Annotated in this window: 26 protein-coding genes; 7 read left to right on the top strand and 19 right to left on the bottom strand. The window is 44.5% G+C overall.

Translation table 11 applies throughout. The features are described from left to right. Positions 1–8: 8 nt before the first annotated feature. From SB658_RS14795 to SB658_RS14775, 5 genes are all read right to left on the bottom strand, one after another. On the bottom strand, positions 9–1,622 hold the full coding sequence (locus SB658_RS14795) for a YceG family protein (protein ID WP_410601933.1): 1,614 nt from the start codon (positions 1,620–1,622) through the stop codon (positions 9–11). A gap of 83 nt (positions 1,623–1,705) precedes the next feature. After that, the gene (locus SB658_RS14790; RefSeq protein WP_003246458.1) at positions 1,706–2,479 is read right to left on the bottom strand and encodes a TerC family protein; all 774 of its coding nucleotides are present in this window, start codon (positions 2,477–2,479) and stop codon (positions 1,706–1,708) included. A gap of 51 nt (positions 2,480–2,530) precedes the next feature. After that, positions 2,531–3,109 (bottom strand): TerD family protein, encoded by a 579-nt coding sequence (locus SB658_RS14785; protein ID WP_003241242.1) that lies wholly within the window; start codon positions 3,107–3,109, stop codon positions 2,531–2,533. 34 nt (positions 3,110–3,143) lie between these two features. Further along, on the bottom strand, positions 3,144–3,725 hold the full coding sequence (locus SB658_RS14780; protein ID WP_003234723.1) for a TerD family protein: 582 nt from the start codon (positions 3,723–3,725) through the stop codon (positions 3,144–3,146). Positions 3,726–3,746: 21 nt separating this feature from the next. Then, a complete protein-coding gene (locus SB658_RS14775; RefSeq protein ID WP_003234725.1) occupies positions 3,747–4,346 on the bottom strand; it encodes a TerD family protein in 600 nt (199 codons plus the stop codon). A 283-nt stretch (positions 4,347–4,629) separates the two neighbouring features. Here SB658_RS14775 and SB658_RS14770 point away from each other — a divergent pair, with 283 nt between their 5' ends. After that, entirely contained in the window at positions 4,630–5,625 is a 996-nt protein-coding gene (locus SB658_RS14770) for an LLM class flavin-dependent oxidoreductase (protein ID WP_038828536.1), read from the top strand. Between the two features lie 37 nt (positions 5,626–5,662). Here SB658_RS14770 and znuB read toward each other — a convergent pair whose 3' ends face one another. The 6 genes from znuB to rapJ form a co-directional block, all read right to left on the bottom strand. Then, positions 5,663–6,505, bottom strand: a complete 843-nt coding sequence (znuB, locus tag SB658_RS14765; RefSeq protein WP_003246340.1) for a zinc ABC transporter permease ZnuB — start codon at positions 6,503–6,505, stop codon at positions 5,663–5,665. Then, a complete protein-coding gene (gene znuC / locus SB658_RS14760; protein WP_014475714.1) occupies positions 6,463–7,158 on the bottom strand; it encodes a zinc ABC transporter ATP-binding protein ZnuC in 696 nt (231 codons plus the stop codon). The genes znuB and znuC overlap by 43 nt, the downstream gene beginning before the upstream one ends. 54 nt (positions 7,159–7,212) lie before the next feature. Next, positions 7,213–8,172, bottom strand: coding sequence for a metal ABC transporter substrate-binding protein (locus tag SB658_RS14755; protein WP_085186710.1), 960 nt, complete (start codon positions 8,170–8,172; stop codon positions 7,213–7,215). A 187-nt stretch (positions 8,173–8,359) separates the two neighbouring features. Then, positions 8,360–10,045: a glycoside hydrolase family 13 protein gene (locus SB658_RS14750; RefSeq protein ID WP_085186708.1), complete on the bottom strand. Its 1,686-nt coding sequence runs from the start codon at positions 10,043–10,045 to the stop codon at positions 8,360–8,362. Between the two features lie 24 nt (positions 10,046–10,069). Next, positions 10,070–10,846 (bottom strand): SDR family oxidoreductase, encoded by a 777-nt coding sequence (locus SB658_RS14745; protein ID WP_003234739.1) that lies wholly within the window; start codon positions 10,844–10,846, stop codon positions 10,070–10,072. A gap of 107 nt (positions 10,847–10,953) precedes the next feature. Further along, complete coding sequence (gene rapJ / locus SB658_RS14740) at positions 10,954–12,075, bottom strand: response regulator aspartate phosphatase RapJ (protein ID WP_003234740.1); 1,122 nt, start codon at positions 12,073–12,075, stop codon at positions 10,954–10,956. A gap of 122 nt (positions 12,076–12,197) precedes the next feature. Between rapJ and cwlK the strand changes: the two genes are divergently transcribed. Further along, entirely contained in the window at positions 12,198–12,701 is a 504-nt protein-coding gene (cwlK, locus tag SB658_RS14735; protein ID WP_021481861.1) for a peptidoglycan L-alanyl-D-glutamate endopeptidase CwlK, read from the top strand. Positions 12,702–12,708: 7 nt separating this feature from the next. Here cwlK and SB658_RS14730 read toward each other — a convergent pair whose 3' ends face one another. Next, on the bottom strand, positions 12,709–14,070 hold the full coding sequence (locus SB658_RS14730; RefSeq protein WP_085186854.1) for a YcdB/YcdC domain-containing protein: 1,362 nt from the start codon (positions 14,068–14,070) through the stop codon (positions 12,709–12,711). 186 nt (positions 14,071–14,256) lie between these two features. After that, a complete protein-coding gene (locus SB658_RS14725) occupies positions 14,257–15,675 on the bottom strand; it encodes a YcdB/YcdC domain-containing protein (RefSeq protein ID WP_085186706.1) in 1,419 nt (472 codons plus the stop codon). 173 nt (positions 15,676–15,848) lie between these two features. Between SB658_RS14725 and SB658_RS14720 the strand changes: the two genes are divergently transcribed. Both SB658_RS14720 and SB658_RS14715 read left to right on the top strand, forming a co-directional pair. After that, entirely contained in the window at positions 15,849–15,980 is a 132-nt protein-coding gene (locus SB658_RS14720) for a hypothetical protein (RefSeq protein WP_003246334.1), read from the top strand. Between the two features lie 22 nt (positions 15,981–16,002). Continuing rightward, positions 16,003–17,067: a DUF4352 domain-containing protein gene (locus SB658_RS14715; protein WP_003234750.1), complete on the top strand. Its 1,065-nt coding sequence runs from the start codon at positions 16,003–16,005 to the stop codon at positions 17,065–17,067. 39 nt (positions 17,068–17,106) lie between these two features. Here SB658_RS14715 and SB658_RS14710 read toward each other — a convergent pair whose 3' ends face one another. From SB658_RS14710 to natA, 3 genes are all read right to left on the bottom strand, one after another. Further along, a complete protein-coding gene (locus SB658_RS14710; protein WP_085186704.1) occupies positions 17,107–18,039 on the bottom strand; it encodes an aldo/keto reductase in 933 nt (310 codons plus the stop codon). A 135-nt stretch (positions 18,040–18,174) separates the two neighbouring features. Beyond that, complete coding sequence (natB, locus tag SB658_RS14705) at positions 18,175–19,335, bottom strand: sodium ABC transporter permease NatB (protein WP_086343412.1); 1,161 nt, start codon at positions 19,333–19,335, stop codon at positions 18,175–18,177. Then, positions 19,336–20,076: a sodium ABC transporter ATP-binding protein NatA gene (gene natA, locus SB658_RS14700; RefSeq protein WP_015252894.1), complete on the bottom strand. Its 741-nt coding sequence runs from the start codon at positions 20,074–20,076 to the stop codon at positions 19,336–19,338. A gap of 143 nt (positions 20,077–20,219) precedes the next feature. On the opposite strand from natA, the gene natR reads away from it, so the two are divergent. Further along, the gene (gene natR / locus SB658_RS14695) at positions 20,220–20,921 is read left to right on the top strand and encodes a two-component system response regulator NatR (protein WP_097080588.1); all 702 of its coding nucleotides are present in this window, start codon (positions 20,220–20,222) and stop codon (positions 20,919–20,921) included. 12 nt (positions 20,922–20,933) lie between these two features. Next, complete coding sequence (gene natK / locus SB658_RS14690; RefSeq protein ID WP_085186700.1) at positions 20,934–21,890, top strand: two-component system sensor histidine kinase NatK; 957 nt, start codon at positions 20,934–20,936, stop codon at positions 21,888–21,890. Between the two features lie 38 nt (positions 21,891–21,928). Here natK and SB658_RS14685 read toward each other — a convergent pair whose 3' ends face one another. Next, positions 21,929–23,005, bottom strand: a complete 1,077-nt coding sequence (locus SB658_RS14685; RefSeq protein WP_003234762.1) for a helix-turn-helix domain-containing protein — start codon at positions 23,003–23,005, stop codon at positions 21,929–21,931. A 234-nt stretch (positions 23,006–23,239) separates the two neighbouring features. On the opposite strand from SB658_RS14685, the gene SB658_RS14680 reads away from it, so the two are divergent. Then, positions 23,240–23,623 (top strand): RDD family protein, encoded by a 384-nt coding sequence (locus SB658_RS14680; protein WP_015715192.1) that lies wholly within the window; start codon positions 23,240–23,242, stop codon positions 23,621–23,623. A gap of 37 nt (positions 23,624–23,660) precedes the next feature. Here SB658_RS14680 and estA read toward each other — a convergent pair whose 3' ends face one another. Together estA and ansZ are read right to left on the bottom strand one after the other, a co-directional pair. After that, the gene (gene estA / locus SB658_RS14675) at positions 23,661–24,299 is read right to left on the bottom strand and encodes a lipase EstA (protein ID WP_003234767.1); all 639 of its coding nucleotides are present in this window, start codon (positions 24,297–24,299) and stop codon (positions 23,661–23,663) included. Between the two features lie 163 nt (positions 24,300–24,462). Further along, positions 24,463–25,590 (bottom strand): asparaginase AnsZ, encoded by a 1,128-nt coding sequence (ansZ, locus tag SB658_RS14670; protein WP_029726973.1) that lies wholly within the window; start codon positions 25,588–25,590, stop codon positions 24,463–24,465. Positions 25,591–25,628 lie beyond the last annotated feature (38 nt).

Raw genomic sequence — 25,628 nt, 5'->3', positions numbered from 1 at the left:
TTCTCTCCTTATTTTTGGGTAATGGTTCTGAAGAGCCTTTTCACAAGCGAAGGCTCTTTGTAGTCCTGCTGAAACACCATGTCATCCAGCCAGTGGATATCATACTGATCCTCTTCAATAAACTGCTCAATATCTTGGTGTCCGGGCGGATTATAAATGATGATATCGATTCCGATTTCATTCAGGAACAGCAGGGCGGCAGCATCCGAACGCGTGAGTCCGCCGCTCATTTCCGTATGATATAAAACGAGTTTCGGAACGGTTTGCGCATAGTCGAACATTTGAATCAATTTCAGCAGATTAGCAGGCAGGTTTGTTGTTTGTTTAAACAAATAGATTTGAACATCCTTGACTTGTTCCTGATGCAAGGCTTTAAGCCGCGGGTACCTGCACATTCTCGAAATCGTTTTGGCAATGGCAGTCTGAACGCCCGCCGGCAGCTGTTTGTACTGCCACACATTGCTTGCCATCAGCTTGTCCGGATCAATGTTCCCTTCTTGATCAAGTGCGTGGCTGTAGTGAAATTGATAGTTCGACTTTATTTCTTCTGTAAATGGAAAGCTTCTGACCATTTCTGTTTCCTGATAATCCGCTAGAGTATGAAGCCTGTTCCAATATTCCTTATTGTCTTTCGACACGCCCATAATTTTGGCGAATACATTCGGAATCTCAATGGAATGTTTATCAGCTTTGAAATTCGGCCGAATAAAGGCGCGTTCTTTCGTGATTAAAAACAATTCATCATAGGTCGTTTTCAGCGTAACGGACACCGGTGTGTGATCTCTGAACTGCCACGGCTTATATAGCATGGATTCCTCGTGATTCAGCACATGTTCAATTTCCTTTGTTGAGCGGTAAGCCACTGTTGATTTCCGGTCTGGTTTTTCTTTCGGAAACGGCTGAAGCTCCGAAACATCCGGGAGCTTTTCCGTAAAACCGAGCTCCTGCTTCGGGTCGACAAGCGCCAGCTGATCCGTTCCCGCCGGATGGAACAGCAGTACATCACAGCCGACCAGCATCAGATAATATAAGAAATAGAGCTGGCTTTTCGTCGCATCTCCATACCAAACAATCTTCGGCATCTCCCGCTCTATATCGGTTTTTTCCAGCCAAGGATTCAGATGGTTTAAGGAAAACTTCGAGACATCAAGCAGCACTCTGCGAAAATCAGGATGATTCAGCCCCTTTTCATGACTGTCCGCAAAGGTATGTAAAAGCGTCATCAGCGCTTTTCTTAAATGGCGGTGCATTAAAGGATTTGAGTGCTTCGCAATCAGCTTTTCCCCGTCCAGAAAGGCAACAAAGCGGCTGACTGACAGCCCTTTTTCTTTCTGATTGATGGAATGAATATGCTGAAGCTTTTGAAATGTTTCCGGTTCGATTGTTTTATCGAGCGTTTCACTCAAAATCGTTATGCGGTCGTTTACAGACAGCTCATACAACTCGTTATAGTAGTCCGTCTCATCAATAGGCGTGCCCAATATCTGACCGGCAAGACGAGAAAAAGAAAGGCCTTGTGCAGTTTCATAGTGATCCCGCTCCGGCAATGGCTGAAACAGCAGGCTTTTCCAATCGCCATCAGCCGGAAGTGCTTTATGAATGGTTAGTTCTTCTTGTCTCATCATATCCTCCTTTCCGGTTTGTCATTGAACGATATTTCGGTAACAAAAAAGGAAGGACATTGAACCTCCCTCCTTGTTTTGTTTTATTCTTCTTTTGAAGCGGCTGTTTGTTCGCGCACCTGCTTTTGTTTATTGATGTAGTGAATGATCAATGTTACCGCAAATGCAGCGATAATGATAATGAAGAATACAGAGTGCGGCATTTCGTAATGGAAAGCGCTCCCCGCCATTTTCAGCGCGATAATGCCGATTAACACGAATGCTGTGTTTTCCAGCTCAGGAATTTTATCAATCAGCACAAGGAACACTTTTGCCACTGTACGCATCATTAAAATACCAAGCATACCGCCGATCAGAAGCACCCATACTTTTTCAGATACTGCAAACGCGGCCAGGATGCTGTCCACAGAGAAGGCAAGATCCATTAATTCTACTGAAATGACAGTCGCCCAGAAGATCCCGAACGTGCGGACCATCCAAGAGTTTTTCTTCATGCCGTCCGCTTCCTCTTCTTTTTCGCCTATCCAGAAGTGCTTAATGACGAGCCAAGCCAGGTAAAGCGCGCCAAGCACCTTGATCCACCAGAATTTAATGAGAAGCATACCGAGCCCGATGAAAATAAACCTGAAAATATAAGCTCCAAACAAACCATACGTTAACGCTTTTTTCCGCTGTTTTTCCGGCAGGTGTTTAACCATGACCGCAAGAACAAGCGCGTTATCGGCCGATAAAAGGCCTTCCAGAACAACAAGGGAACCGATCAAACCCCAGGAAACAGGATCAGTCAGAACTTCCCCCCACATTTTCCAATCGAAAAATGAAGCATACGTAGACAAAATATGATGTAAAAAGTCCAAGTTTTTTCCTCCTATTAATTTGAAACGGTGACTTCTCTATTTGTCACTCGCTTACACTTGCAAACCGTAATTCCGGCACAATGCAGCCAGCCCGCCGGAAAATCCGCTACCGATCGCATTGAATTTCCACTCGCCGCCGTGTCTGTAAAGCTCACAAACGACAACAGCTGTTTCAATGGAGAAGTCTTCTCCCAAATCGAAGCGAAGAAGCTCATTCTGCGTTTCTTCATCCACAACGCGGACAAATGCATTGGAAACTTGTCCAAAGTTTTGGCTGCGTGCTTCAGCGTCGTGAATGGTCACTGTGATGCCGATTTTCTCAATGTGAGCCGGGATTTTTGAGAAATCAACGATAATCTGCTCATCATCTCCGTCGCCCTCACCCGTGCGGTTGTCACCCGTATGGATGACACCGCCGCTCGGATGTTCAAGGTTATTATAGAAGACGAAATCGAGATCATTTACGCAGTTATCATGCGCATCAACTAAAAAGGCCGAAGCATCCAGGTCAAAATCGTGTCCGCCGGAGTACTTGTTTGTATCCCAGCCTAAGCCGATCACCGCTTTTGTCAGTCCCGGATTTGTTTTTGTTAAATCAATGCGCTGTCCTTTTGATAATTGAATGGCCATACTGCCTCTCTCCTTTCTGCTCTTCGTATTTGTCTTAACCGACTTGCAAACCGTAGTCTGTTGCAATGCGGGCAAGGCCGCCTTGGTAGCCTGAGCCGATTGCGGAGAATTTCCACTCGCCGTTATGTCTGTAAAGCTCCCCTGCAATGATTGCCGTTTCAATAGAGAAATCTTCTGCAAGATCGTAACGGATGAGCTCTTCATTTGTTTCTTCATTTACGATGCGGACAAACGCGTTTGATACTTGTCCAAAGTTTTGGCTGCGCGCTTCTGCATCGTGAATGGTAATAACAAATGAGATTTTATCAATGTTTGCCGGTACAGCGCTGAGATTTACTTTTACATTCTCATCGTCGCCTTCGCCAGCACCAGTCAGGTTGTCGCCTGAATGAACGACTGAACCGTTGCCGCCTTCAAGCTGGTTGTAGAAAATAAAGTCGTTTGGTGACGCGCATTTGCCTGCGGCGTCTAACAGAAACACACTTGAGTCAAGATCAAAGTCGTGTCCGCCGTCATACTTGTTCGTATCCCAGCCTAAACCGACAACAACCTTTGAAAGACCCGGATTTGTTTTTGTTAAATCTACTTTTTGTCCTTTTGCCAATGAAATTGTCATGTTTCATCCACTCCTTTTCTTTTATACGTATCGGCTGATAATATCTTCTAATCTCGTATCGTTTGTGCCTTCACCGATCGCCGCAAACTTCCACTCACTGCCGCTGCGGTAGATTTCTGCTGTAATCAGGCTTGTTCTGCCGGCGTAATTGTCTCTCAAATTGTACTTGAGCATTTCCTCGTGATTAGATTGATCAACTACGCGGATAAACGCATTTTGAATCATGCCGAAATCTTGTTTTCTTCTGACACAATCGTAAATGTTCACTACAAATACAAGCTTATCGATGTTTCCAGGCACTTTATCTAAATCTATCATAATTTGCTCGTCATCGCCCGCACCGTCACCCGTCAGGTTGTCGCCTGTATGCTGTACACCGCCGCAGCGGCTTTTCAGGTTGCCGAAATAAATCAGGTTTTTCTTATCGGTGAATTTTCCGTTTTCCAGCATCAGCACTGAAGCGTCACAGTCGATATTCGGACCGCCTCCGCCAAGCAGTTTGCTGAAGAATCCTCCGCCTGAGGACACTGGGTCCCAGCCGAGACCGACCATCAATTTTGACAGACCGGCTTTTCCTTTTGTTAAATCAATTCGTTGACCTTTTTCTAAAGAAATTGCCACACGATTCACTCCTACTCATCGAAATGTGAAGATAGTCACATTTATTTTTACGCTCACAAGGAAAATAAGCCGTAAATTACTAATATATACGTTTGTTATTATATCAAAGTTTCGTAAAAGTTAAGAATAATTGACGAAAAACCTCGAAAAAAAACTTCCATATTTGATATATGATTTGCAAATGCTATAAAGTACGCTTCTTAAACAAACAATTTGACGCGGGCAAGTCATTTTGCCTATTCTGGTGTCACCATCTAAAAACAGACAGAAAGGAAGCGGCCTTTTGATTCATTTAAGCATACTTGATCAGGCACCTGTTTCTAAAGGAGAGAGCCCTGTGACAACTCTTCAGCATTCGGTTGAGCTTGCTCGATTTAGCGAAGAGTGGGGCTATAAGCGTTATTGGTTTGCCGAGCATCACAGCACGAAAGGACTGGCAAGCACAGCGCCTGAAATCATGATCGCCCGCATCGCAGCACAGACAAACACCATTCGTGTCGGATCAGGCGGCGTGCTTCTGCCCCAATACAGCCCATTTAAAGTGGCTGAAACCTTTCGCCAGCTTGAGGCCCTGTATCCAAACCGGATTGACCTCGGCGTCGGTCGTTCCCCCGGCGGCACGACAAAAACCAGGCTTGCATTAACGGACGGGGTGAAAAAAAGCTTAACCGAATTTAACAGACAGCTGCAGGATGTCTCTTATTTTCTAACAGATTCCCTTCCTCCCGACCATCCGTATGCCGGAATCAAAGCGGCACCCCTTATTGGTACGGCACCCGAGCTATGGGTGCTCGGTCTTGGTGAAAACAGCGCAAGACGCGCGGCGCACCAGGGGATTGGATATGTATTTGGGCATTTCATTAATCCCGAGCGAGGAGAAAATGCATTCCGCATCTACCGGGAAAGCTTTCGGCCCTCAGCCCATTTTTCGAATCCATCCGCACTGTTTACGATTTTTGTCATTTGCGCAAAAACAGATGAAGAGGCAGAAGAACTCGCATTAAGCCAGGATTTGTGGCTTCTTCGCGTCGGAAAAGGCTTGGACAGCCGCGTGCCAAGCATCGAGGAAGCGAAAGCTCATCCCTATACAGCTTCCGATAAAAAACTCATAGAAGAAAACAGAAAGCGGATGGTGATCGGTTCTCCAACCACTGTCAAACAACAGCTGTTAGACCTCACAGGCCGCTACGAAACAAATGAAATCATGGTTCTGTGCAATGTGTTTGATTTTGAGGCGAAAAAAGAATCTTATGAGCGCCTTGCCGGATTGTTTCTATAAAAAAAGCAGTTTTCCCTAGGGAAAACTGCTTTTCATGTTATCGGCTTCTTTTTTTGCGCTGAGCTTCTTTTTTGATAAACGTCCAAACTCCCTGAACTGCAAATCCGATTAATAGCAAAACGATCAATAGAAGGGTAATAGACGGACCTGGCGGCGTCCCGAGCTGATAGGATGATGTCAGTCCCGTAAATACGCTGAATAATGAAATGAGTATGGCTGTAATGAAAACCATGTTAAAGCCTTTTGCAATTCTGATGGCGAAGGCTGCCGGCAATACGAGCAGGGCCGATACAAGAAGGACCCCGATGATCGGAATAATGACTGAAATCGCAAGGCCTGTGACAATACTGAATGACAACGAGAGAACGTTTGTATTGATTCCCGATGTTTTGGCTGTTGCTTCATCAAACGTCAGCAGGTAGAGCGGCCTTCTCAGTACGATAAAATAAAGCAGGATCAGCAGTGTGATAATACTGATAATATAGACCTGCTGCTGGTTTACTGTCACAAGCGATCCAAATAGGTATTGATCGATGCTCATATTGGCTGTGCCTTTGGAAAGGCTGATTAAAAACATCGCGAAGGACAAACCAGCTGCCATTAAGATGGCAATGGACACTTCTGAATAAGTCCGATACGCCCGCCGCATGTATTCAATTCCGATCGCGCCGATGGTCACGACGACTATGCTTGCTGCGGTTATATTGGTGCTGAGAAAAAAGCCGATGGCAACACCTGACAATGAGATATGTGAAAGTGTGTCAGCCATTAAGGCCTGTCTTCTGAGAACGAGATACACTCCTAGTATCGGAGCCATGACGGCGATCATGCCGCCTGCTAGAAAAGCTCGTCGCATGAATTCCAAGTCAAACATTTCCATCCGCCTTTTTCTCCTCTCTCTAATCGAATCACTTTATCTAAAAATTGCTGTACTTCGTTTTGTTCGTGAGTAACCATCACAACTGTGCGATTGTGATTTTTCACGAGGTGATGCATAAATTCGTAAAATCCTTTTCTGCTGTCGTAATCAACAGCTGTCGTCGGTTCGTCCAGCATCAGCAGATCCGGGTTGCTGGCGAGCATTCTGGCGATACAGATTTTCTGTTTCTGTCCGCCTGATAAATCACCGATTTTACGATGGCGGAGCTCCCACATTTCCACCATTTTCAGTGCTTTTTCTACTTCAAGATGATCTTCTTCATTTAAACGTTTAAACCATTTCCCTTTTGTATAGCGGCCTGACTGAACAAGCTCCAGCACCGTGCTCGGAAAGCCGGCATTAAATGAAGAAATTTGCTGCGGGACGTACCCTATGGTCAGGCGTTTCCCTTCTGTATTCCTTTTACTGATCGTCACTGTGCCTTCCCACGGTTTCAGCATGCCGAGCATTACCTTTATGAGCGTCGATTTAGAGGCGCCGTTTGGTCCAGTGATGCCGACGAACTCACCGCTTTCAATATCAAGTGATACTTTATCTAAAACAGGCGTATGGGAATAGCCGAAAACGATATCTTTCAATGAGACGAGATTCATGTTAATCTTCCTTTCTCACAAAGAAATAGTGTGCACCCTCCGGCGCACACTATCTTATGATTTAACCAATAGTGAATCTTTCAGGGCATCGAGGTTTTGTTTCATAATGTCGATATACCCTAAACCTTTATCCTGTTCTTCTTTGCTCAAGCCTTCCAGTGTATTCAGCACTTCTGTCTTCGCGCCGATTTCACTGGCGAGCGTATCTGCGACCTTTGAGGATGCAATTTCTTCAAAGTAAATGACTTTTACATTATGTTCTTTGGCATATGTTTTCAGCTTTGCCAAGCTGGCTGCACTCGGTTCTTGGTCAGGTGACAGCCCTGCAATCGGAACCTGCTTCAAGCCGTATTCTTTTGCCAGATAGCCAAAAGCTGTATGCTGCGTGATAAATTCTTTTTTCTCCGCTTTTTTTGCGGTTGTACGATATAGTTTATCAAGATCCTGCAGTTTTGCAATATATTCTTTACTATTTTTCTCATAGTATTCTTTGTTATCCGGGTCCTGCTTCACGATTTGCGCCGTAATATTTTTAACTTCCTTCTTTGCCAGAACAGGGCTGAGCCATACGTGAGGATCCATTGCATGACTGTGCTCATGCTCCCCATGATCATGCTCTTCGTGTTCTTCTTCAGAGCCTTCCATTAAATCAATACCTTTGCTTGCATTAACGAAAACGGCATGGCCTTGGCCCATGCTTTTTTCAGCTGACGGAACCCATGTCTCCATGTATTCACTATTATAAACGAACAAATCAGCATCCTGAATGTTAGCAATGTCTTTCGGCGTCGGTTCCCAATCATGCGGTTCAACGGAAGATGGGATTAACAGATCCACATCGCCTTTGTCTTTTACAATTTGTTTTGTGAATTCATACATCGGATAGAACGTTGTGACAACGTGCAGTTTATCACCCTTTGAATCCGCCGACCCTTTTGTTGATGAGTTGCCGCATGCTGCAACCAATAAAAAGCACGCTGCAATCACAAACAAACCGCTCCATTTTTTAAACATATCGTATATCCCCTCTTTTTCAGTAACTTTAAATCAAAATGATAACGATTTTGTAATCCTATATCATAATAAACCGAAGTCATTACGTTTTGCAAGAATAAATTTCATTTTCATTTATTCTTCCCGCCTGCAGAGCGAATATATGTACTAAAAAAACCCGGCTAAGAATGCCGGGCTACTTCAATCATTAGTTTGTTTTGTCCAGAAGATAGACCCTGCTCTCATAAGGCTGGAACACCATTTCGTCAGCAAGATCATCGTTGTTATAATTGCTGAGAAGCAGTGAGGCCTGAGCTTTGCCGCAGTTCTTAGGCCACTGAAAAACAGCCTGCTCTTTTGAAAAATTATTGACCGACAAAAGCTGCTGTTTACTGTTTTCTCTCATGTATACAAACAACTGCGGATCGTCCGGAAGCAAAAGATCAAAGCTCCCTTTCATGAGGTCAGCGTACTGCTTTCTCAGGCTGATCAGCTTTTTGTAATAGTTTAAGACAGAATCAGGATCTCCCCGCGCTTCCTCCACATTGATTGCGGTGAAGTTCGGATTGACCTTCAGCCAAGGCGTGCCGTCAGTAAATCCGGCATTTTTGCCGCTGTTCCACTGCATCGGGGTCCGGGCGTGATCCCGGCTTTTGGCTAAGATCGATCTCATCACATCATTTGGATCATAGCCTTTTTCAAACACCCGTTTATGATACATATTGATCGTTTGGATATCTTTGTAGTCTTCAATCCGGGTGAACGGCGCGTTTGTCATCCCGATTTCTTCTCCCTGATAAATATACGGCGTGCCCTTCATAAAATAAAGTACGGCTGCCAGCATTTTCGCTGATGCTTTGCGGTATTCCCCATCGTCTCCGAATCTGGACACAATCCGGGGCTGGTCGTGGTTGCACCAAAACAATGTATTCCAGCCTTGATGTTCAAGCTTCTTTTGCCATTTTGTCAAAACCGATTTTAAATCAGAAAGCTCAAGGGGCTTCAAATCCCAATGTTCTTTTCCGGGCTGCTGATCAAGCTCCATATGCTGAAAGTGAAAAATCATATTCAGCTCATGCTTATCTGTTCCCGTATATTTCAGGCCTTCTTCCGGTGTGACACTGCCGACCTCTCCGACAGACATGACATCATATTGAGAAAACACTTCATCTGTCATTTCTTTTAAATAGTCATGGATTCGTTCGCCATTTGGCTGAAAGGGCTTCGGCTCTGCCTGCTGATTGATATAGTCCTCATACGAAGGAAGATATTCTTTCTTAGAAATGAGATGGAGCTGATCAATTCGCAAACCGTCGACCCCTTTATCGAGCCAAAATTTCATCATGTCATACACCGCCTGGCGAACTTCAGGATTTTCCCAGTTTAAATCAGCTTGTTTGACGGCATTCATATGAAGATAGTATTCTCCGGTGTGCTCCTCGTATTGCCAGACCGGGCAGCCATAGTCTGACAGCCAGTCTGTCGGCGGGCCGTTCTTTGTGCCGGGACGCCAATAATAATAGCTGCGGTATTTGCTGTTTTTGTCCAGCTCCGCTTCTTTAAACCACGGATGCTCGACCGAGGTGTGATTTAACACAAAGTCCATCACCAGCTTTAATCCCCGCTGATGCACCTGGTCCAGCAGCTGGTGAAAATCGTCCATTGTTCCGTAAGAATCCATAATCGCCTTATGGTTTGTCACATCATACCCGTAATCAACATTCGGAGAAGAATAGATCGGGCAAATCCAAATCACATCTGCCCCGAGCTCCTTTATGTAGTCAAGACGGGAAATAATCCCCCGCAAATCCCCAATTCCGTCTCCATTGCTGTCCTGAAAGCTTCTCGGGTAAATTTGGTACACCACTGCATCCTTCCACCAGTCCGTTTTCATCCCGCAATCCCCCTGTTTTGTGTTCTATTCAAGCTGAGACGGATAAAGTGTCATTCCGCCGTCGACGAAAAGTGTTGCGCCGGTCACATAGCTTGCTTCCTCAGATACGAGCCAAGCTGCTGCTGCCGCCACTTCTTCAGGCTTTCCGAAGGCTTTCATCGGGATTTTTTTCAATTGTTTTTGCCTGCTCTCTTCCTTTTTCGTATCAACATTTGATTCTGTGGCAATGGTGCCGGGCGCTATCGCATTGACGCGGATTCCCTTATCCGCATAATTGAGCGCCAGCGTTTCCGTCATCATCTTGATGCCGCCTTTGGATGTGGAATACTGAACGTTGACAGGGCGCGGAATCTGCTGATGAACACTTGAGATATTCAGCACATTGCCCTTGATATTGTTTTTCATCATGTGGTTAAGTGCTGCTTTCGCTCCCAGAAAGGTTCCGGTAACATTGACATCAATCACTCTCTGCCAATCTTCAAGACTCATCTCATGCGGCATCGCCTCAACGCCGTTAAAACCAGAGTTGTTTACCATCACATCGAGCGTGCCGAAATGCTCTAAAGCTGTGTCCAAGAGCGCCTGAATCCCCTCTTCTTTTGACACGTCCGCCTCAACTGCGACGGCTTTCCCTCCGTTCTGCTTAATGATTTCCAGGGTTTCATCGGCTCCAGACGGGTCGCTGTGGTAGTTTACAACAACATTCATTTTCTCCTGTCCGAACCGTTCCGCAATGGCTTTCCCGATTCCTTTTGAAGACCCTGTCACAATCGCTGTTTTTCCGGTTAAATCTTTGTACATACTTGATATCCTCCTCTGATTTCTCACTATGCAGTGGAAAATACCCTGTTTTTCCGAGTTGAAAACAGCACAAAAAAAGCAGAGAATCTGTAGTTCTCTGCCATTTCCTATTGAAAACGCTGCTCGGCAAGCTTCTTTTTAATATTCATCAGCCTGCGGTAAAAGAAAGCGGCGGACTCGTAATGTTCCAGCTGATTGAAACGTTCCGCTGTATCATGCAGCAGATCTTCGGCGTCTGCAAGAAGCTGCCTGGATTCCAGCAGGTCAAAGCATTCTGTTAGCACGTTCAGGTCACCGTTTCCAAGATACAGCTCATGAATGAGGCGGAATTTCGTCAAGTACATGTCATCCTCCCATTCAGCCGCGCTCTTTATCCCGCGGTCATACGCCTCTACTGCTTTGTCGTATTTTCCCTCTTTACAGTAGATATGGGTCAGTGAAAATACAGCTTGAACAGCTTGCTGAAAGTTGTGCTCCTCAAAAATGGCGGCGGCTGTTTTGAAATAGCCCTCCGCTTCTTTGTAATCACCCAGACTGTACTTACAGTGTCCGACATTATAATAGGCAGCGGCGATCATGTACGCTTCTTCAAGCTGCCTGGCATGATCTAAAGCGCTGCACAAGTGGGTCAGTGCTTTTTCATGATGATACACATCGGTCAAATTTCCGGCGATGATAAATTCACACTGAACCCGGCGGCGACCGTACAGTTCATATTTCGTATAGATATCAAGCGCCTGGCTCGCATAATTCATGGAAAAATACGTTTGTTTAATGTGATAATACACTTCTGCGACTTTAAAAAGAAACTCAGCTTTTTCGATCTCATCCTCGACATACTCGAGCTTTTCCTCGGCATGTTTATAATGGTCAATCGCTAATATGAAATTTTTCTGCTTGAATTCGTACATTCCTCTGAAATAATAAAAGTAATATTCCAATAAGCCCGTGAGTTTTTGCTGATTGCTTTCAATTTCGTTCAGCATATCAGAGAACGGAGGCTTGGTGTCGCTGTCTTTCACCGGCATCAGCTTATCAAGCATGATTCGATGCCGGAATTCCATCAAAGAAAAATATAAAAGCAAGTCCTGGTTCTCTTCCATATCTTCTAAATCGTATTCAATCTCCTGCTTTAACGCTTCTGCTTGATCTGCTTCAAATGCGCGAATGAGCTTGTACCATTCATTCAGCTTTACTGCTACTTCTTCTGATGGAATCTTTGCTCTCATCGGTCTGCCTCCTTCCTCCTGCTACTATTTATGTTATATTTTATCATAGCTGTTCGCTTTTAGAGAGAGTCAATCACTTAAAAGCGTTAACATTCAGCACATCTTGAGAAAGTGAGACCGATATGAAGTTACCCGCAAAAACATTTGTTATCTTATGTATTCTATTTCTTCTAGATCTTTGTTTTAGTTATATTCGGCATGAATGGCATTCTCAAAACGCCTTGCAGGACATGCCTGTCCCCTCGGATCTTCATCCGATTGTGAAGCAGAATGCCGATGCACTCAAAGCCGCTGCAGCGAATAAAGGCATTAACGTCGTCATTACTGAAGGATTCAGGTCCTTTAAGGAACAAGATGAATTATATAAACAGGGACGTACAAAAAAAGGGAATATTGTCACCTATGCAAGAGGAGGGGAATCGTATCATAACTATGGTTTAGCGATTGATTTCGCCCTTCAAAAAAAAGATGGAAGCATCATATGGGATATGGAATATGACGGCAATCAAAACGAAAAATCAGATTGGCTGGAGGTTGTCGAGATCGCTAAGACACTCGGTTTTGAATGGGGCGGGGATTGGAAACGATTCAAGGACTACCCCCACTTGGAGATGATTCCTAACTAGACACCCCTCACAGCCTTTTCTTTTTCCTTTTGTGCGCATCAATATAGGAAGGGTAAACCGGCTTATAGACAAGTTTGTAGTGCTGGTCACTGCCTGCTGTAAAATCGGGCTGCCATTCCAGCTTCACATCAAAAGCGGCTAAAAATGCTTCTCTCGCTTCTTCAGCGGAAACATCCGGCCTGTGATTTATCGCTTCCAATTGTTCAGGTTCAATATCAGGCGCCATAAAAGCGTCAATCAACCCAGTTTCCGGATTGACAATGATGCGGGCAGCGCCGAACCGCAGCGGCACTCCTTTATACCAGACAGAAAAATGGTTGCGGACTCTCCCTCTTTCATCAATTCGGACGGGATTCACCCTGAAAAACTCAGCCGCTCTCGGATAGAGGGCATACAAAAATTGAAGCGCTATCTCTTGGCATTCTTCCGTGGAGCATTGGCGGTTGTTCTGCCGCTCCATAAAAGAAAGCGCTGCTTTTAATTTTCGGGTTCTTTTATCCGTCTTCATTTTGATTGTGTTTTTATTTCTCGTTTCAAAATAGCTTCCTATGCTTAAATCCTTACGCTCCGGCGCAGCGCCCCTGCGCCACGTGCTTCCAATTTGTTCCCCAAAGTCTCTTTCACTGACTTTCTGCATATCAGAGGTAAAACCCAGCAAGGCAAATATATCAACTTCTTCCTCGTTCTGAAGCGGCGGCAGTGGCGCCGTGTTTTCTATTCTTTCATCTGCGATATGCTGGTCGGGCACAATTTCGTCTACATCTGCGGGATAGCTGTATCCCGGGAGAATCGGTTCATAAACAAGCCTTGGTTCCTGTTCGCCATCAATGACATCGTACATCAGCTCAAAAGACATTGTGTTTAAGTAATGGGACACAACCTTCTCTTTTGCTACAAATTCCGTCGGAACTTCGGCTTTATACCCTTCCCCGTAATATAGAAAGTGGACAATCTGACCGCTTCGTGTCATATCAATTAAAAAACCTGAATTGGGAATCGGAAGCCCCAGCTCCATTTTGGTATAGACAAACCGGATGTGCTGCCCCCGTTCTTCCTTGCCTTGAAAATAAAAATTCATAAATGTACCGGGATGATTGGCAGCGGCAAACTGAAGAGCCGTCAGCTTCAGCTCGGCATCTGGAAGTTGTTTGTCTGTCTCGGAGCGGACAGTTGTTGAAAAGGTGAGCAAAGCGCCGTCATTTCTAAGTTCAACTGTAATGTGCTTTTCCGGATCTTTAGGGTCCTTCCAGATAAAATATGCCTGCCCGTTCTTCTTTTGCTTTTGGTCGTAATCTTCTATCTCAAGCTCATAATGTGTCGGTACATTTCCGATCTCCTGCGCCTTCTTTTTCAGCTGTTTATTAACCAATGAAGTCATCCCTTTCAAAGAGTCTACGACAAAGAGAATCCTGTTTATTATATAAAAAGACCTTTCTTCTTTTAAAGTGAAGAAAGGTCCTTTTCTATTATTGTCATTGTTTTTCGAGATTCTTTCTGTTACTTTCATCACGTACTCTCTTCTATACCTGAGGCAATTGCGTGACTTTTGGCTGTTTTACCATGAGCTGAAGACAGGCTCTCCTGTATGTGCATCGATAAAACGCGGATACACCGGCTTATAGACGAGCCGGTAGCTGTGTTCTTCATCATCTCCGTACTCTCTTTCCCAGCCAAGCTCAACTTTAAAATGCTGCCAAAAGATAGCCTTGGCTTGTTCAACTGAAATGGCCGGCACAGGATCAATGGTTGCCAGCTCATTTGGGTCAATATCCGGTCCCATATAAACGGTGATATACCCTGTCTGGCGGCTGACACAAATTTTGATCTGCCCAAATCGGATCGGAACTCCGTGACAATGCGCTTCAAATGTAAAAACAGCGACTGCGTTTTCTTCTTCATCCTTTTCATCGTATCTGATCCTAAAATATTGATCGGCATTCGGAAATAAAGCAAACAGAAAGCGAAGCGCGATTTTTTCGCACTCTGCCAAAGTTACTGTCAGCGGCCCTTTTTCCTCCATAAATGACATGACGCCTTCGAGTTTTCCGGTTTCTTTGTTATAGATGGTTTTCAGCACTTGATGAGTCCGTCCCTTAAACCAGCTGTCCATGCTTTTATCCGCCGGCTGATACACAGGGTCATCCGGATTCCGCCAAACGATTCCGATTCTCCCATCTCCCAAATCCGCTTCCCGCTCTTTGACAAACCCATTTTCAATACCAATCATGCTGTCAGGATCGGCCTTTTCGCGGATGCCCTCGAATAAAGGGAGAGGAAAGCTCTCCGGCTCCCTGTAATCATCGTCATCATCAACTCCTCCTTGTTCTTGAACCAAATCCGCAGGTACGGTAATCGCCCTACATTCAGGCTCATACACCAAATGCGGCTGATCATCTCCATTTTTGTAAACAGAACGATGGAGAACCTCAAACAAAGGGTCGAACTCCACGTCCTTTTTGATAAAGGCAAGTGCCTCTTCAACATCCGCGACCCTCTTTGGCTTGATGACGCTGCCTGCTTCGCCGTAATAGCGGAAGTAAACGATCTCACCTGATAAGGAAACATCAGCCATAAATCCGCTCATGGGGAGAGGAAGCCCAGCCTTCATTTGAACATATGAAAATCTCACTTTATCGCCGTATGCACGGTCATTTTCTTCACGAACAAAGGCAGAGAGTGCCCCCGGATGATGAGTCTCGACAAATTGGCAAATGATATCCTCTAGTTTCTCCTCAGACAGCCTTTCTCCGCTTTCAGGCTCAATATCACGGGAAAGGGATTCCAGCTCCCCGTCCGGTCCAAGCTCCACGATAATGCCGATATTCTCATCCTGAGGATCTGTCCAACAAAAACAGACTCTTTTATCATCACCGCCATAATCTTCAATTTCCAGTTTTAAGTGTGTCGGCACCCGGCCGATTTCCAGTGCTTTTTGTTTCAGTCCCTCTTTCTTCACAAAGGCAGCCCCTTTCATCCTTCTTAAGTTCCCTCCAACTAATCAAAAAGTAATAGTCTAAAATACACAGTTTTCTGAGTTTACCAGTTTTACCAGAACATTTTTCACCAAAAATAGGATGATGAACCTATTCAATATAAAAGCTAATAATCTTAAAATTAATTCCGTTGTAACTTTTTATAGGTCCATTCATGACAAAGGAGGGCGGAGTTTCCAGAAAATCCGGTGAAAACCGTGAGAAAAGAACTGATTTTTTTGGTTATATGATGCTAATCCATTCAAAAAGATCCATTTCTCAAAGACAAAAGACTCCCCTTTCCTAAACCATTTGAGGAGGAAAAATGAATGTTTCAGAAAAAAACGTACGCTGTTTTCCTAATTCTTCTGCTGATGATGTTTACAGCTGCTTGTTCCGGCAGCAAAACAAGCGCGGAGAAGAAAGAATCAGAAACAGAAAAAAGCTCAGATATAGCTCAAGTCAAAATCAAGGATGTCTCTTATACGCTTCCGTCTAAATATGATAAGTCCACTTCAGATGACCAGCTTGTGTTAAAAGTCAATGTCGCGGTGAAAAACACAGGAAAAGACCCGCTGAATGTAGACAGTATGGATTTCACATTGTATCAAGGTGATACCAAAATGTCTGACACAGACCCTGAAGACTATAGCGAAAAGCTTCAAGGCAGCACGATTAACGCTGACAAATCCGTTGAAGGAAATCTTTTCTTCGTTGTAGATAAAGGCAAGCAATACGAGCTCAACTATACGCCGGAATCTTACGGTGATAAAAAGCCAAAATCAGTTACTTTTAAAATTGACGGAAAAGACAAAAAAATCCTGGCGACGGCAGATAAGCTCCAAGATTCTGCAAAAGCGTTATCAGCTTATGTTGATGTCCTTCTTTTCGGCAAAGATAACGCCGATTTCGAAAAAATCACCGGCGCTAACAAAAATGAAATTGTAAATGATTTCAATGAATCAGCCAAAGACGGTTATCTCTCAGCTTCCGGCCTTTCCAGCACATATGCGGACAGCAAAGCGCTTGATAATATCGTGAACGGCATTAAAGAGGGATTAAGCAAAAACTCTTCCATTCAAGCAAAAACGACTTCAATCTCTAAAGACGAAGCAATTGTTGAAGCCACAGTTAAACCTGTAGATGCATCATCTCTTTCAGACCGTATCGAAGACAAAGTGAAAGACTACTACAGTAAAAACTCTAGTGCCAGCTATGAAGAGGCAGTGAAATACGCGCTTCAAGTCTACCCTGAGGAATTTAAAAAGCTTGGACCTGCTTCATCTGAAAAAACAGTCGAAGTAAAAATGAAGAAAAATGACATCGACCAATGGCAGCTTGATATGGATGATTACAGAGCAGCAGAATTAGTCGAAGCATTCATCAAAGAATAAAACACCAAAAGGAAATAGCCTCGGAGGCTATTTCCTTTTTTATTTGAAAATGTCGCTGATGAAATTCACTTCATCTTTGGTGAGTTCAATGTTCAGGGTTTTCAGGTTATCCTGTAATTGCTCAGGTCGTTTAGCTCCTGGAATAATGACATCAATCGCCGGTCTCGTTAACAGCCACGCCAAGGCGACATGTGCCGTGTCCGCTTGTTTTTCCTCCGCTACTGCTTTCAGCTTATCTACTTTTTTGAGATTGTGGATAAACGTTTCACCCTGAAATTGAGGTTTATCCTTTCTGAAATCATCAAAGACTGTGTCTTGCGTGAATTTTCCTGTCAGCAGTCCGGACGCAAGCGGAAAGTAAGGAATAAAGGAGATACCTTGTTTTTCACAGTATGGAAGAAGCTCTTTCTCGGCATCACGCTGTATGAGAGAATATTCGGCCTGGAAGACCTCCAAATAGCCATCAGCATTAAAATCCTGCAATTGCTGATAATCGAGGTTCGAAGCGCCGATCGCTTTGATTTTCCCCTCATCCTTCAGCTCTTTCAAAGTGCCCGCCACTTCAGCGAGAGGTGTTTTTCCATCCGGAAAGTGAACATAATACAAATCAATGTAATCTGTTTTCAGCCGCTTCAGGCTCTTCTCCACCTCGCTGCGAAGAAACTCCCGGCTATTGTCTAATTCAATGCTGCCGTTCACTTCTTTATGAGCTCCTTTGGTGGCGATTATGAGCTCATTCCGCACGCCGCGTTCCTGTACGACTTCGCCGATTAATTCTTCAGATCGCCCCAATCCATATATAAAGGCGGTATCGATAAAGTTGACGCCGCCATCCAATGCCGTGCGCACTAAATCCTTCCCTGTTTCATCATTTAGATTTGGAAATAGATTATGCCCGCCGACCGCATTCGCGCCGAATCCGATCCGCTTCACCTCCAGCTTCGTTTTGCCGAGTGTACGTGTTTGATCCATTGTTCCTTCTCCTTTGAAACCAATTTTGATGAAAAATAGTGCAGGGTCACTTTTTGTATTAGATATCCTTTTTCTATTTTCCTTCTTTTTTCAGGATATACAAAAAGGAGAAAGTGTATTTCTCCTTTCGCAAGTTTATTTTGGAAGAACCCATTTGTCTTTCAGGAAGCAGGCTCTGGCTAGTAAAAAGAAGATGGCGATCAGCACGGCGATGGTTCCCGCCGTAGACATAATGGCAGCCGGGTCAATCATCCCGAATAAAAGCTGTTTAAATAACGCATGCAGGTTCAGAAACGGGATGAGAAAGTATGATAAGTCAAATTGGTTCGGTGCCTTGCTGAAGATGAAAAACATCGGGAACACAGGCAGAAAGACGACGAGAGACATATAACTTTGCGCTTCTTTTACCGAGCTGGACATGATGCTGATGAAAAGCTCCATCGCAGAGATCAGCAATGCAGAGAGCACAATGATTAAGGCTGAAGCGCCGATTACACTCCACATATGATCTCCCAGCTGGAAGGCCGTTTTTAAATTTTCGGTAAATAACACGGTGGACAAAATCAAAAACACCAAAGCCAATACACCTGAAGCCACGGCAAAAGTGGAAACCGCAAGCCACTTGCCGACCAGCACTTTGTTTCTGCTGACTGGCGTTAATAGCAGCGCCTCGATTGACTTCCGGTCCTTTTCACCGGCCATGATATCAAGAGCGATCGGCATTGCGCCGGAAACAATGGAAGTCAGAATCAGCATGGGCAGAATGGCGGAAAGCATAATAGCGGAAGTCCCTTTCTCCTCATCCGCTTCCTTTTGCTGAATCGTAAACGGCTGGATCACCGATTGATCAATATGCTTATTTGTTAAACGTTGCTGCACAATTTCATTTTTGTACTGATCTAAGGCAGACTGCACAAGCTGCATGGCATTTGACGACCCTTGATCGATTGAATTACCGTAAACATCAATCTTAAAAGGTGTCATGCTGTTGACATATGAGTCGAACTCTTTCGGGACGTTCAGATAGGCATCTGCTTTTCCTTCATCAACTGCCTCTTCAGGCTTTGCAAATGTTTTTACGCTGATTTCGTCAATCTCATTAAGCTTGCTTTCCAGTGCGGGCGGAAGCGAATGGCCGACAGCCAGCGTGTACTGCTCCCCTTTGTCGGACAGCATGCTTTCATAAAAGAAGACAAGTCCAAGCATCATAATCATCGGCACTAAGATTGTGAGTAAAATCGTTTTTCTGTCGCGCAAAGCGTCGATCATTTCTTTTTTATAAATATGGCTCAGCATTTAAGAAATCCCCCTGACAAGCTTAGACATAAAGATGTAATTCAAATCCTCACTGCGCTCGCTCTCGTATAGTGATTCAAGCGCCCCTCGGTAAATCACCTCTCCGCTGTGAATCATGATGACACTGTCACAGAGCGCCTGCACTTCCTCCATAATGTGGCTGGAGAAAAGAATCGTTTTTTGTTCTCTTTTCAGCTGCTGTATAAATTCGCGGAAGATGTTGCTTGACGTAATATCAAGCCCAGTTGTCGGCTCATCAAATAAAATGATGTCCGGATCGTGAATCAGCGCTCTGGCAATGGCGACTTTCTGCCTCATGCCTTTCGAAAACCCGCCCACTCTCCGGTTCATATAATCGCGCATGCCGAACCGTTTCGATAAATCTTCTATTCTTGCTTTGATCTCGTGGCGGTTCAGCCCATACAGCCTGCCGAAGTATTGGAGATTTTCTTTAGCGGTCATCCTGTCGTAAAGCCCGGTTTCTCCTCCGAATAAGACACCGATTCTTTTTTTGACCTCAGCCGGCTGCTTGACCGTGTCAAAGCCGTCTACTGTGATTACACCCTGTGATGGTTCAAGCAAGGAAGCAATCATTCTCAGCATCGTGGTTTTGCCGGCACCGTTTTCTCCGAGAATGCCGACGACTTCTCCTTTTTCAATTGTTAAGCTTACATCTCGCACCGCTTTGACTACTTTTTTCTTATCCTGAAACCTGCGGCTGCAATCGGTCAGTGTTATCATGTCACAATCTCCCTTATCTTTATTTCTAGTAATGACTATATACGAAAAGCTGGATTAGTTGGATAAAGTTGTCGCGAAGAGTTCTTTTTATGTCGTGAAATGGGATAGAATAAAGATGATTCTATGTAACTAGGGGAATGATAATGGTAAAAGTCGGACTTGTAGATGATTATCGAGTAGATTTAGAGAAGCTGGAAGCGATCGTGTCCAGAATGCAGGACGTCGAAATTGTCTTTTCCACCGATTCAGCGAAGGAAGCCTACAGGCGGGTAAAGAACGGAGACATTGATCTGCTGCTTGCCGATATCGAGATGCCCCATATGTCTGGCTACGAGCTTGCTGATTTGATCAAATCCCATTCACTTGATGTGGATGTGATTTTTGTTACCGGCCACGGCGGTTATGCGGTTCACGCCTTTGACCTGAACGTCCATGATTATATTATGAAGCCGTACTATGCCGACCGTCTGGCCGCTTCCTTCGACCGGTACTTGAAAAAGAAAACGGAAACGAGTTTGAATGGGCGTATATTGATAAAGCAAAAGTCTGAAATGCACGTCCTGCAAAAGAAGGATATTATTTTCGCAGAACGGACGGGACGTTCGACGACGATTGTGACAACCGCCGAAGAGGTGCAAACGTATCAAACATTAAATAATATTAAAGGCGACCTGCCCGAAAAGGATTTTCTTCGTTCGCATCGTTCCTTTATTATCAACATTCATTACATAAAGCATTTTTCCGCTTATACCAAGCATTCATTCACAGTTTCCTTTGAGGGAACGTCTAAAAAAGCGATGATCACTAAGCAGCAGCTTGATTATTTTCAAAACTACTATTTTTGAGGAGTTCGGAACGTGATTACCCTTTTTCAATGTCTTTATCTGGTTTTATTTAGTTTCATATGTTATCAGGGAGCTGCTGCTCTTTCACACAGCACAGCAGTCTCTTGGCTCACCGCTGTTTTAGGCGCAGCTGCTGCAGGATTGTACATTTGGAATACGAAGCGGGTGTGGAAACACTGTTCCTCAGGGCTTTGTGCATGGATTGCCGTGATTCAAGTGATGTCGGCGGGAGTGGTGCTGATCGGCACAGACATCATGCAGGCATTATGTGTAATCGTAATATTTGCAGGGTGTGAAGGGCTCCGTATCGGACAGTCTGCTTTGCAGGCAAGGCTTTCTGATCAAATTGATAAGCTGACGCAAGCTGAACAGCACGCCAATCAAATGCTGATTGATGTGAGAAGCCGGAATCATGACACAATGAAACATATCACTGCAATCAAATCAGCTCAGCCCAAGGCAGATACACAAGCATATATTCAAAACTGGGCGGATCAATACAGTCAATATGACCGTTTTTTGAAAGGAGAGAACGCGTACGTTGCAGGGGTGCTTTATGATTTTTTAGAAAAAGCCCGCGCCTCGAATGTGAGTGTTTCGCTGCATATGCATACACCGCTTTCTTCCCTTCCGTTTTCGCCTGCTGATCAGGTCAGCTTGGTCGGCAACATATTAGAAAACGCGCTCGACAGCGCGGCGGAGACCCGAGAAAAAGCAGAGATTAAACTGGAGACTTCACTGCGCAGCGGACTTTATGTACTGACTTGTGAAAACAGCACTCCCGGGATGGCCCCAAAAGTGCTCGATACAATTTATCAATCGTTTGGCCGCTCAACGAAAAACGGCGCTCATGAAGGCATGGGCACATATATCATTCAAAAACTGGTGAAGAGCGCTTTTGGCAGGCTGGATTTTACCTACCGCCACCCCGTCTTCCGGTTAGAAATCAAAATTCCGTTTCAGAAATAAAAAACCTTGAAAAGCCAGGCTTTTCAAGGTTTTTTTCATTATGAGGATAACGCTTGGGCAAAACGATCTGCTTCATCTTGCAGCGTGCTTTCAATTTCTTTGTAACGGCTGGAAATCGTTGATGCGCTGACGCCGTATTTTTTCGCCAGTTTAGCTTGAGAAACAGACGCGCCGTTAAGAGAAATCGCGTTTACATAATATTCAACTGCCGCAGCAAAAGCTTCCGGCTTTCTGATGACAGGTGATTTTTTCTCGCAGAATGTTTTCCAGATGTCAATAACAGCTGGGATCAATTCAGTCGGATACTCTTCCCCGCTCATGCCTTCTTCAATAGCCGCAGCGGTTTCTTTCTCCAAGTCGTTTGCCCACTCAACAGTGCTTACTTCCGCTTTCTCTGCTTGTGGCTCTTCATCTTTCTCAGCTAACAACGCGAACAGAACGTTGTTGAATTCCTGCTTCATGAAGTCCTCCGGCGTTTTGCCTTCCTTCACAGCGGCATCCGCATATTTCTTCACCTTGCTGATCAGCGCTTCTGTTCTCTTCACCGGGAAGATCGTGAACTGCATGAAGAATTCTGCTTTTTCCGCTTCGTGGATTGGGTATCCAAGAATCAGGCTTCCCACTGGAGGAAGGTCTTGATTGCTGGCGTCCATTTCCACTTCGAATTGTTTTGCCGTAATCACATCTTCAAAGTGAATGATGCCTTCCTTCAGGTCCTTCAGCAGCAATAAAGCAGGCGTCATGCTCTGCCATGATTCTACGATCTCACGCGTTTTCGGACGAGTGATCGAATCGCCTTTTTTCTGAAGGTACTCTTCGAAGATTGTCTTCTCACCAGCAAGCGGGTGGAAGAAGATTCCCCAGATTCCTAAGTTAAATACGCTGATGTCTTTCGTCTGTCTGTCCATAGCAGAAAGAAAATCATGCTGGTTGATAAAGCCTGAAATGCTTTCTCTATGTACTGTGAAGGCATACTCCACTAAGTCTTCCTGAATTTGTTTCGCTTCTTTTGCCGCTAGTTCCGCCGGGAAGTCGACAACTTTACTTCCGCAGCATTTTTTATATTTCTTGCCGCTGCCGCATGGGCAAGGGGCATTTCGTTTCACTTTTCCCACAATAAACCCTCCGAATTCTGTTGTAACTTTTCTATTTTAACAAAAATAACTTCTGAGGGCTTGGTTTCGGGCTAAAAAAGAATTTGGTAATGTGATAAGCTGGCTGATTATGCCAATTTACCTATGACATTTTCACCAACTTTTGTGATTTAAGGCTTATCACCTATTCCCACTTTAGGCCCTTCTTTTTTACAATCATTAGGTATTTATTTAACATTTTAAGGAGTGTTTCTATTGGAACTAGCTGGTTTCATGCTGCGCGCCTGCGCGCTTGTACTTGATGTAATCATTGCCGCAGCAGTGATTTTGGCAGCCGGATTTACGTTTGGCGATGGGTCCGCCGGTGTCATTATTGTCGCCATATTGATGCTGATTGTGTATCCTTTGCTGATGCCGCTGACAAATTGGAAGGGCACACTGGGCAAAAAAATCATCGGGCTGCAAATCGTGAGGGACGAAACATATAAAAAAATATCCTTCCCGCAAGCCATTGTCCGTTACCTGATAGCGTGGGTGCATGTGTTCTCCCGCCTGATCTATTTGACTGCCGCATTTACGAAGAAAAAACAAACCGTTCATGATATGGCGGCGAAAACCATTGTGCTAAAAGCAGAATAACCTTGAAGAATAGGACTCTTCAAGGTTATTTATCTCATTAGTTTGTATTCTGGCCCCCGCCGTTCAGCCCTTCTTTAATCAGGCTGTTGACTTGGCTGCTGTACAGAAGGCCGATGTGTCCAACGCCATGGATTTGAACGTTTCTAGCACCGTCTAATCTTGATAAATAATTCATGACAATCATATCGGCACTGCTGTAAATAGATGTGTATAAAATCTTTTGATTTGGATCTGTTCCCGGAAGCGCCTTGCCTGTCGTCAAACGGTTGGCGCCGCCAAGCGTCACGACGTTTTCAACTTTATTTCCGCCGTCCAGATTTTTTATGTAGTAAAGTGTGTTCGCGCCCCCCATACTGTGAGCGACAATATCCACTTTTTTCGCACCCGTTTCATCTAAAACCTTTTGCACAAATCGTGACAATACCGGGCCATTGTTATAATTTGTGCCTGTCTTGTCCCAAAAATCAACTGCATACAGCTTGTCCCGCGACCAGCCCTGAGATACGAGATAGCTCTTAATTCCCGCAAAATTGAATGATGCCCCTCCAATGCCGTGTACCATAACGACTGGATTGTGTTCAGCGGCTTTTACTGACGGCTGCAACGCAAACAGCGATGTAACAGACAGCATCAAAATTGTTACAAGTGCAATGATCCTTCTTTTTACAAATTTCATAATATCCTCCTTTTTTTTGTAACAAATTCTCCAATTATATTACGTTACCAAATTAATTAAGTAAAGGGTAATTTTGGCTTATTTTTAAAGAAATTTTAAGATTCAGAGGTCATTATTGGTCCTAAAAAGCCAAAAAAAAGAAGGCTTATTCGCCTTCTTTTCTTCAATACTCATTGAAATAAGCTTGGATTTTTTGAGGATCATTTGTTTTGGTAAGCGCAAGCATCAGCAACATCCGTGCTTTTTGGGGGTTTAAAGAGTTCGATGCCAGCAGGTCCTTTTCCGCATAGTCTTGGTTTGGTGTGACGACACCATTTCCCGTGCGGGTAGAGCGCACCACTGTGACGCCTTTTTTGACTGCGCTGTCCGCCCCTTTTTCGGCTGCGTCAGATAAAGACCCGTTCCCAGAACCGGCAAATACAATCCCCTTTGCTCCGGCTTTTACAGCAGCGTCAAACAGGTAGCTTCCGTCATTTTGGTATCCATAGATAATGTCAACCTGCGGCAGCTCATCAAGATTAGAAACCGAGAAATCCGTGTCCTTCGTATGCTTACGGGTAATCTCATTATTAAAATAGATATCATCTGCAATTGTTCCGACGAAGCCCATTTCTTCTGATTTAAATGTATCTGTTGTGGTTGTGTTTGTTTTGGTGACATATCGGGCTGAGGCAATCCGGTCGTTAAGAACAACAAGCGTCCCTTTCCCTTTTGCCTCAGGGGCACCTGCCACTTTCACTGCATTGTACAGGTTAGAAGGCCCATCAGCGCTGATGGCTGTGGAAGGTCTCATCGAACCGACAATAACAACCGGTTTATCACTTTTCACGGTAAGATTTAAAAAATAAGCGGTTTCCTCCAATGTATCTGTTCCATGAGTCACGACGATTCCGTCTACATCATCTGAAGCGAGCAAATGGTTGATGCGTTTCGCCAGCTTCAGCAATATTTTATTATCAATATTTGTGCTGCCGACGTTAACAATCTGCTCGCCGCTGACGTTTGCAATGTCTTTCATTTCTGGAACTGCCTCGATCAGTGATTCAACGCCGACAACACCTGCTTTATATTCAGTTGTTGAGGTTTTCGATTGATCGGCACCAGCTATCGTGCCTCCTGTCGCTAAAATTCTAATATTCGGCAGATCCTTTTTTTCAGAGGCAGAAGCCGAAGAGACTTTTTGTGTCTGCGTTTTTTCTTTCGGGGATTCTTTTGTTTCAGGAGAATGTGAACATCCGGTAAAAACAAACAATAGTGCGGTAAAAAGTACGAGCATTCGTTGTTTTTTCATCTATTTCTCTCCTTACATCCATATGATGATTAATCATT

It is taken from the genome of Bacillus sp. SIMBA_008 (assembly GCF_046535495.1).
GTDB lineage: Bacteria > Bacillota > Bacilli > Bacillales > Bacillaceae > Bacillus > Bacillus subtilis.
The sequence above is the reverse complement of the archived record's forward strand: the minus strand, read 5'-3'. Positions and strand labels throughout refer to the sequence as shown.

Excerpts from the sequence above, each read along its gene's own strand:
- natA (WP_015252894.1), bottom strand. The coding sequence starts at position 20,076 with ATGATAACACTGACCGATTGCAGCCGCAGGTTTCAGGATAAGAAAAAA.
- natB (WP_086343412.1), bottom strand. The coding sequence starts at position 19,335 with ATGCTGAGCCATATTTATAAAAAAGAAATGATCGACGCTTTGCGCGAC.
- rapJ (WP_003234740.1), bottom strand. The coding sequence starts at position 12,075 with ATGAGAGCAAAGATTCCATCAGAAGAAGTAGCAGTAAAGCTGAATGAA.
- SB658_RS14720 (WP_003246334.1), top strand. The coding sequence starts at position 15,849 with ATGACAAAGGAGGGCGGAGTTTCCAGAAAATCCGGTGAAAACCGTGAG.
- SB658_RS14795 (WP_410601933.1), bottom strand. The coding sequence starts at position 1,622 with ATGAGACAAGAAGAACTAACCATTCATAAAGCACTTCCGGCTGATGGC.
- SB658_RS14755 (WP_085186710.1), bottom strand. The coding sequence starts at position 8,172 with ATGTTTAAAAAATGGAGCGGTTTGTTTGTGATTGCAGCGTGCTTTTTA.
- cwlK (WP_021481861.1), top strand. The coding sequence starts at position 12,198 with ATGAAGTTACCCGCAAAAACATTTGTTATCTTATGTATTCTATTTCTT.
- natR (WP_097080588.1), top strand. The coding sequence starts at position 20,220 with ATGGTAAAAGTCGGACTTGTAGATGATTATCGAGTAGATTTAGAGAAG.
- estA (WP_003234767.1), bottom strand. The coding sequence starts at position 24,299 with ATGAAATTTGTAAAAAGAAGGATCATTGCACTTGTAACAATTTTGATG.
- SB658_RS14750 (WP_085186708.1), bottom strand. The coding sequence starts at position 10,045 with ATGAAAACGGACTGGTGGAAGGATGCAGTGGTGTACCAAATTTACCCG.
- SB658_RS14725 (WP_085186706.1), bottom strand. The coding sequence starts at position 15,675 with ATGAAAGGGGCTGCCTTTGTGAAGAAAGAGGGACTGAAACAAAAAGCA.
- SB658_RS14745 (WP_003234739.1), bottom strand. The coding sequence starts at position 10,846 with ATGTACAAAGATTTAACCGGAAAAACAGCGATTGTGACAGGGTCTTCA.
- SB658_RS14785 (WP_003241242.1), bottom strand. The coding sequence starts at position 3,109 with ATGGCCATTCAATTATCAAAAGGACAGCGCATTGATTTAACAAAAACA.
- ansZ (WP_029726973.1), bottom strand. The coding sequence starts at position 25,590 with ATGAAAAAACAACGAATGCTCGTACTTTTTACCGCACTATTGTTTGTT.
- SB658_RS14780 (WP_003234723.1), bottom strand. The coding sequence starts at position 3,725 with ATGACAATTTCATTGGCAAAAGGACAAAAAGTAGATTTAACAAAAACA.
- znuB (WP_003246340.1), bottom strand. The coding sequence starts at position 6,505 with ATGGAAATGTTTGACTTGGAATTCATGCGACGAGCTTTTCTAGCAGGC.
- SB658_RS14715 (WP_003234750.1), top strand. The coding sequence starts at position 16,003 with ATGTTTCAGAAAAAAACGTACGCTGTTTTCCTAATTCTTCTGCTGATG.
- SB658_RS14710 (WP_085186704.1), bottom strand. The coding sequence starts at position 18,039 with ATGGATCAAACACGTACACTCGGCAAAACGAAGCTGGAGGTGAAGCGG.
- znuC (WP_014475714.1), bottom strand. The coding sequence starts at position 7,158 with ATGAATCTCGTCTCATTGAAAGATATCGTTTTCGGCTATTCCCATACG.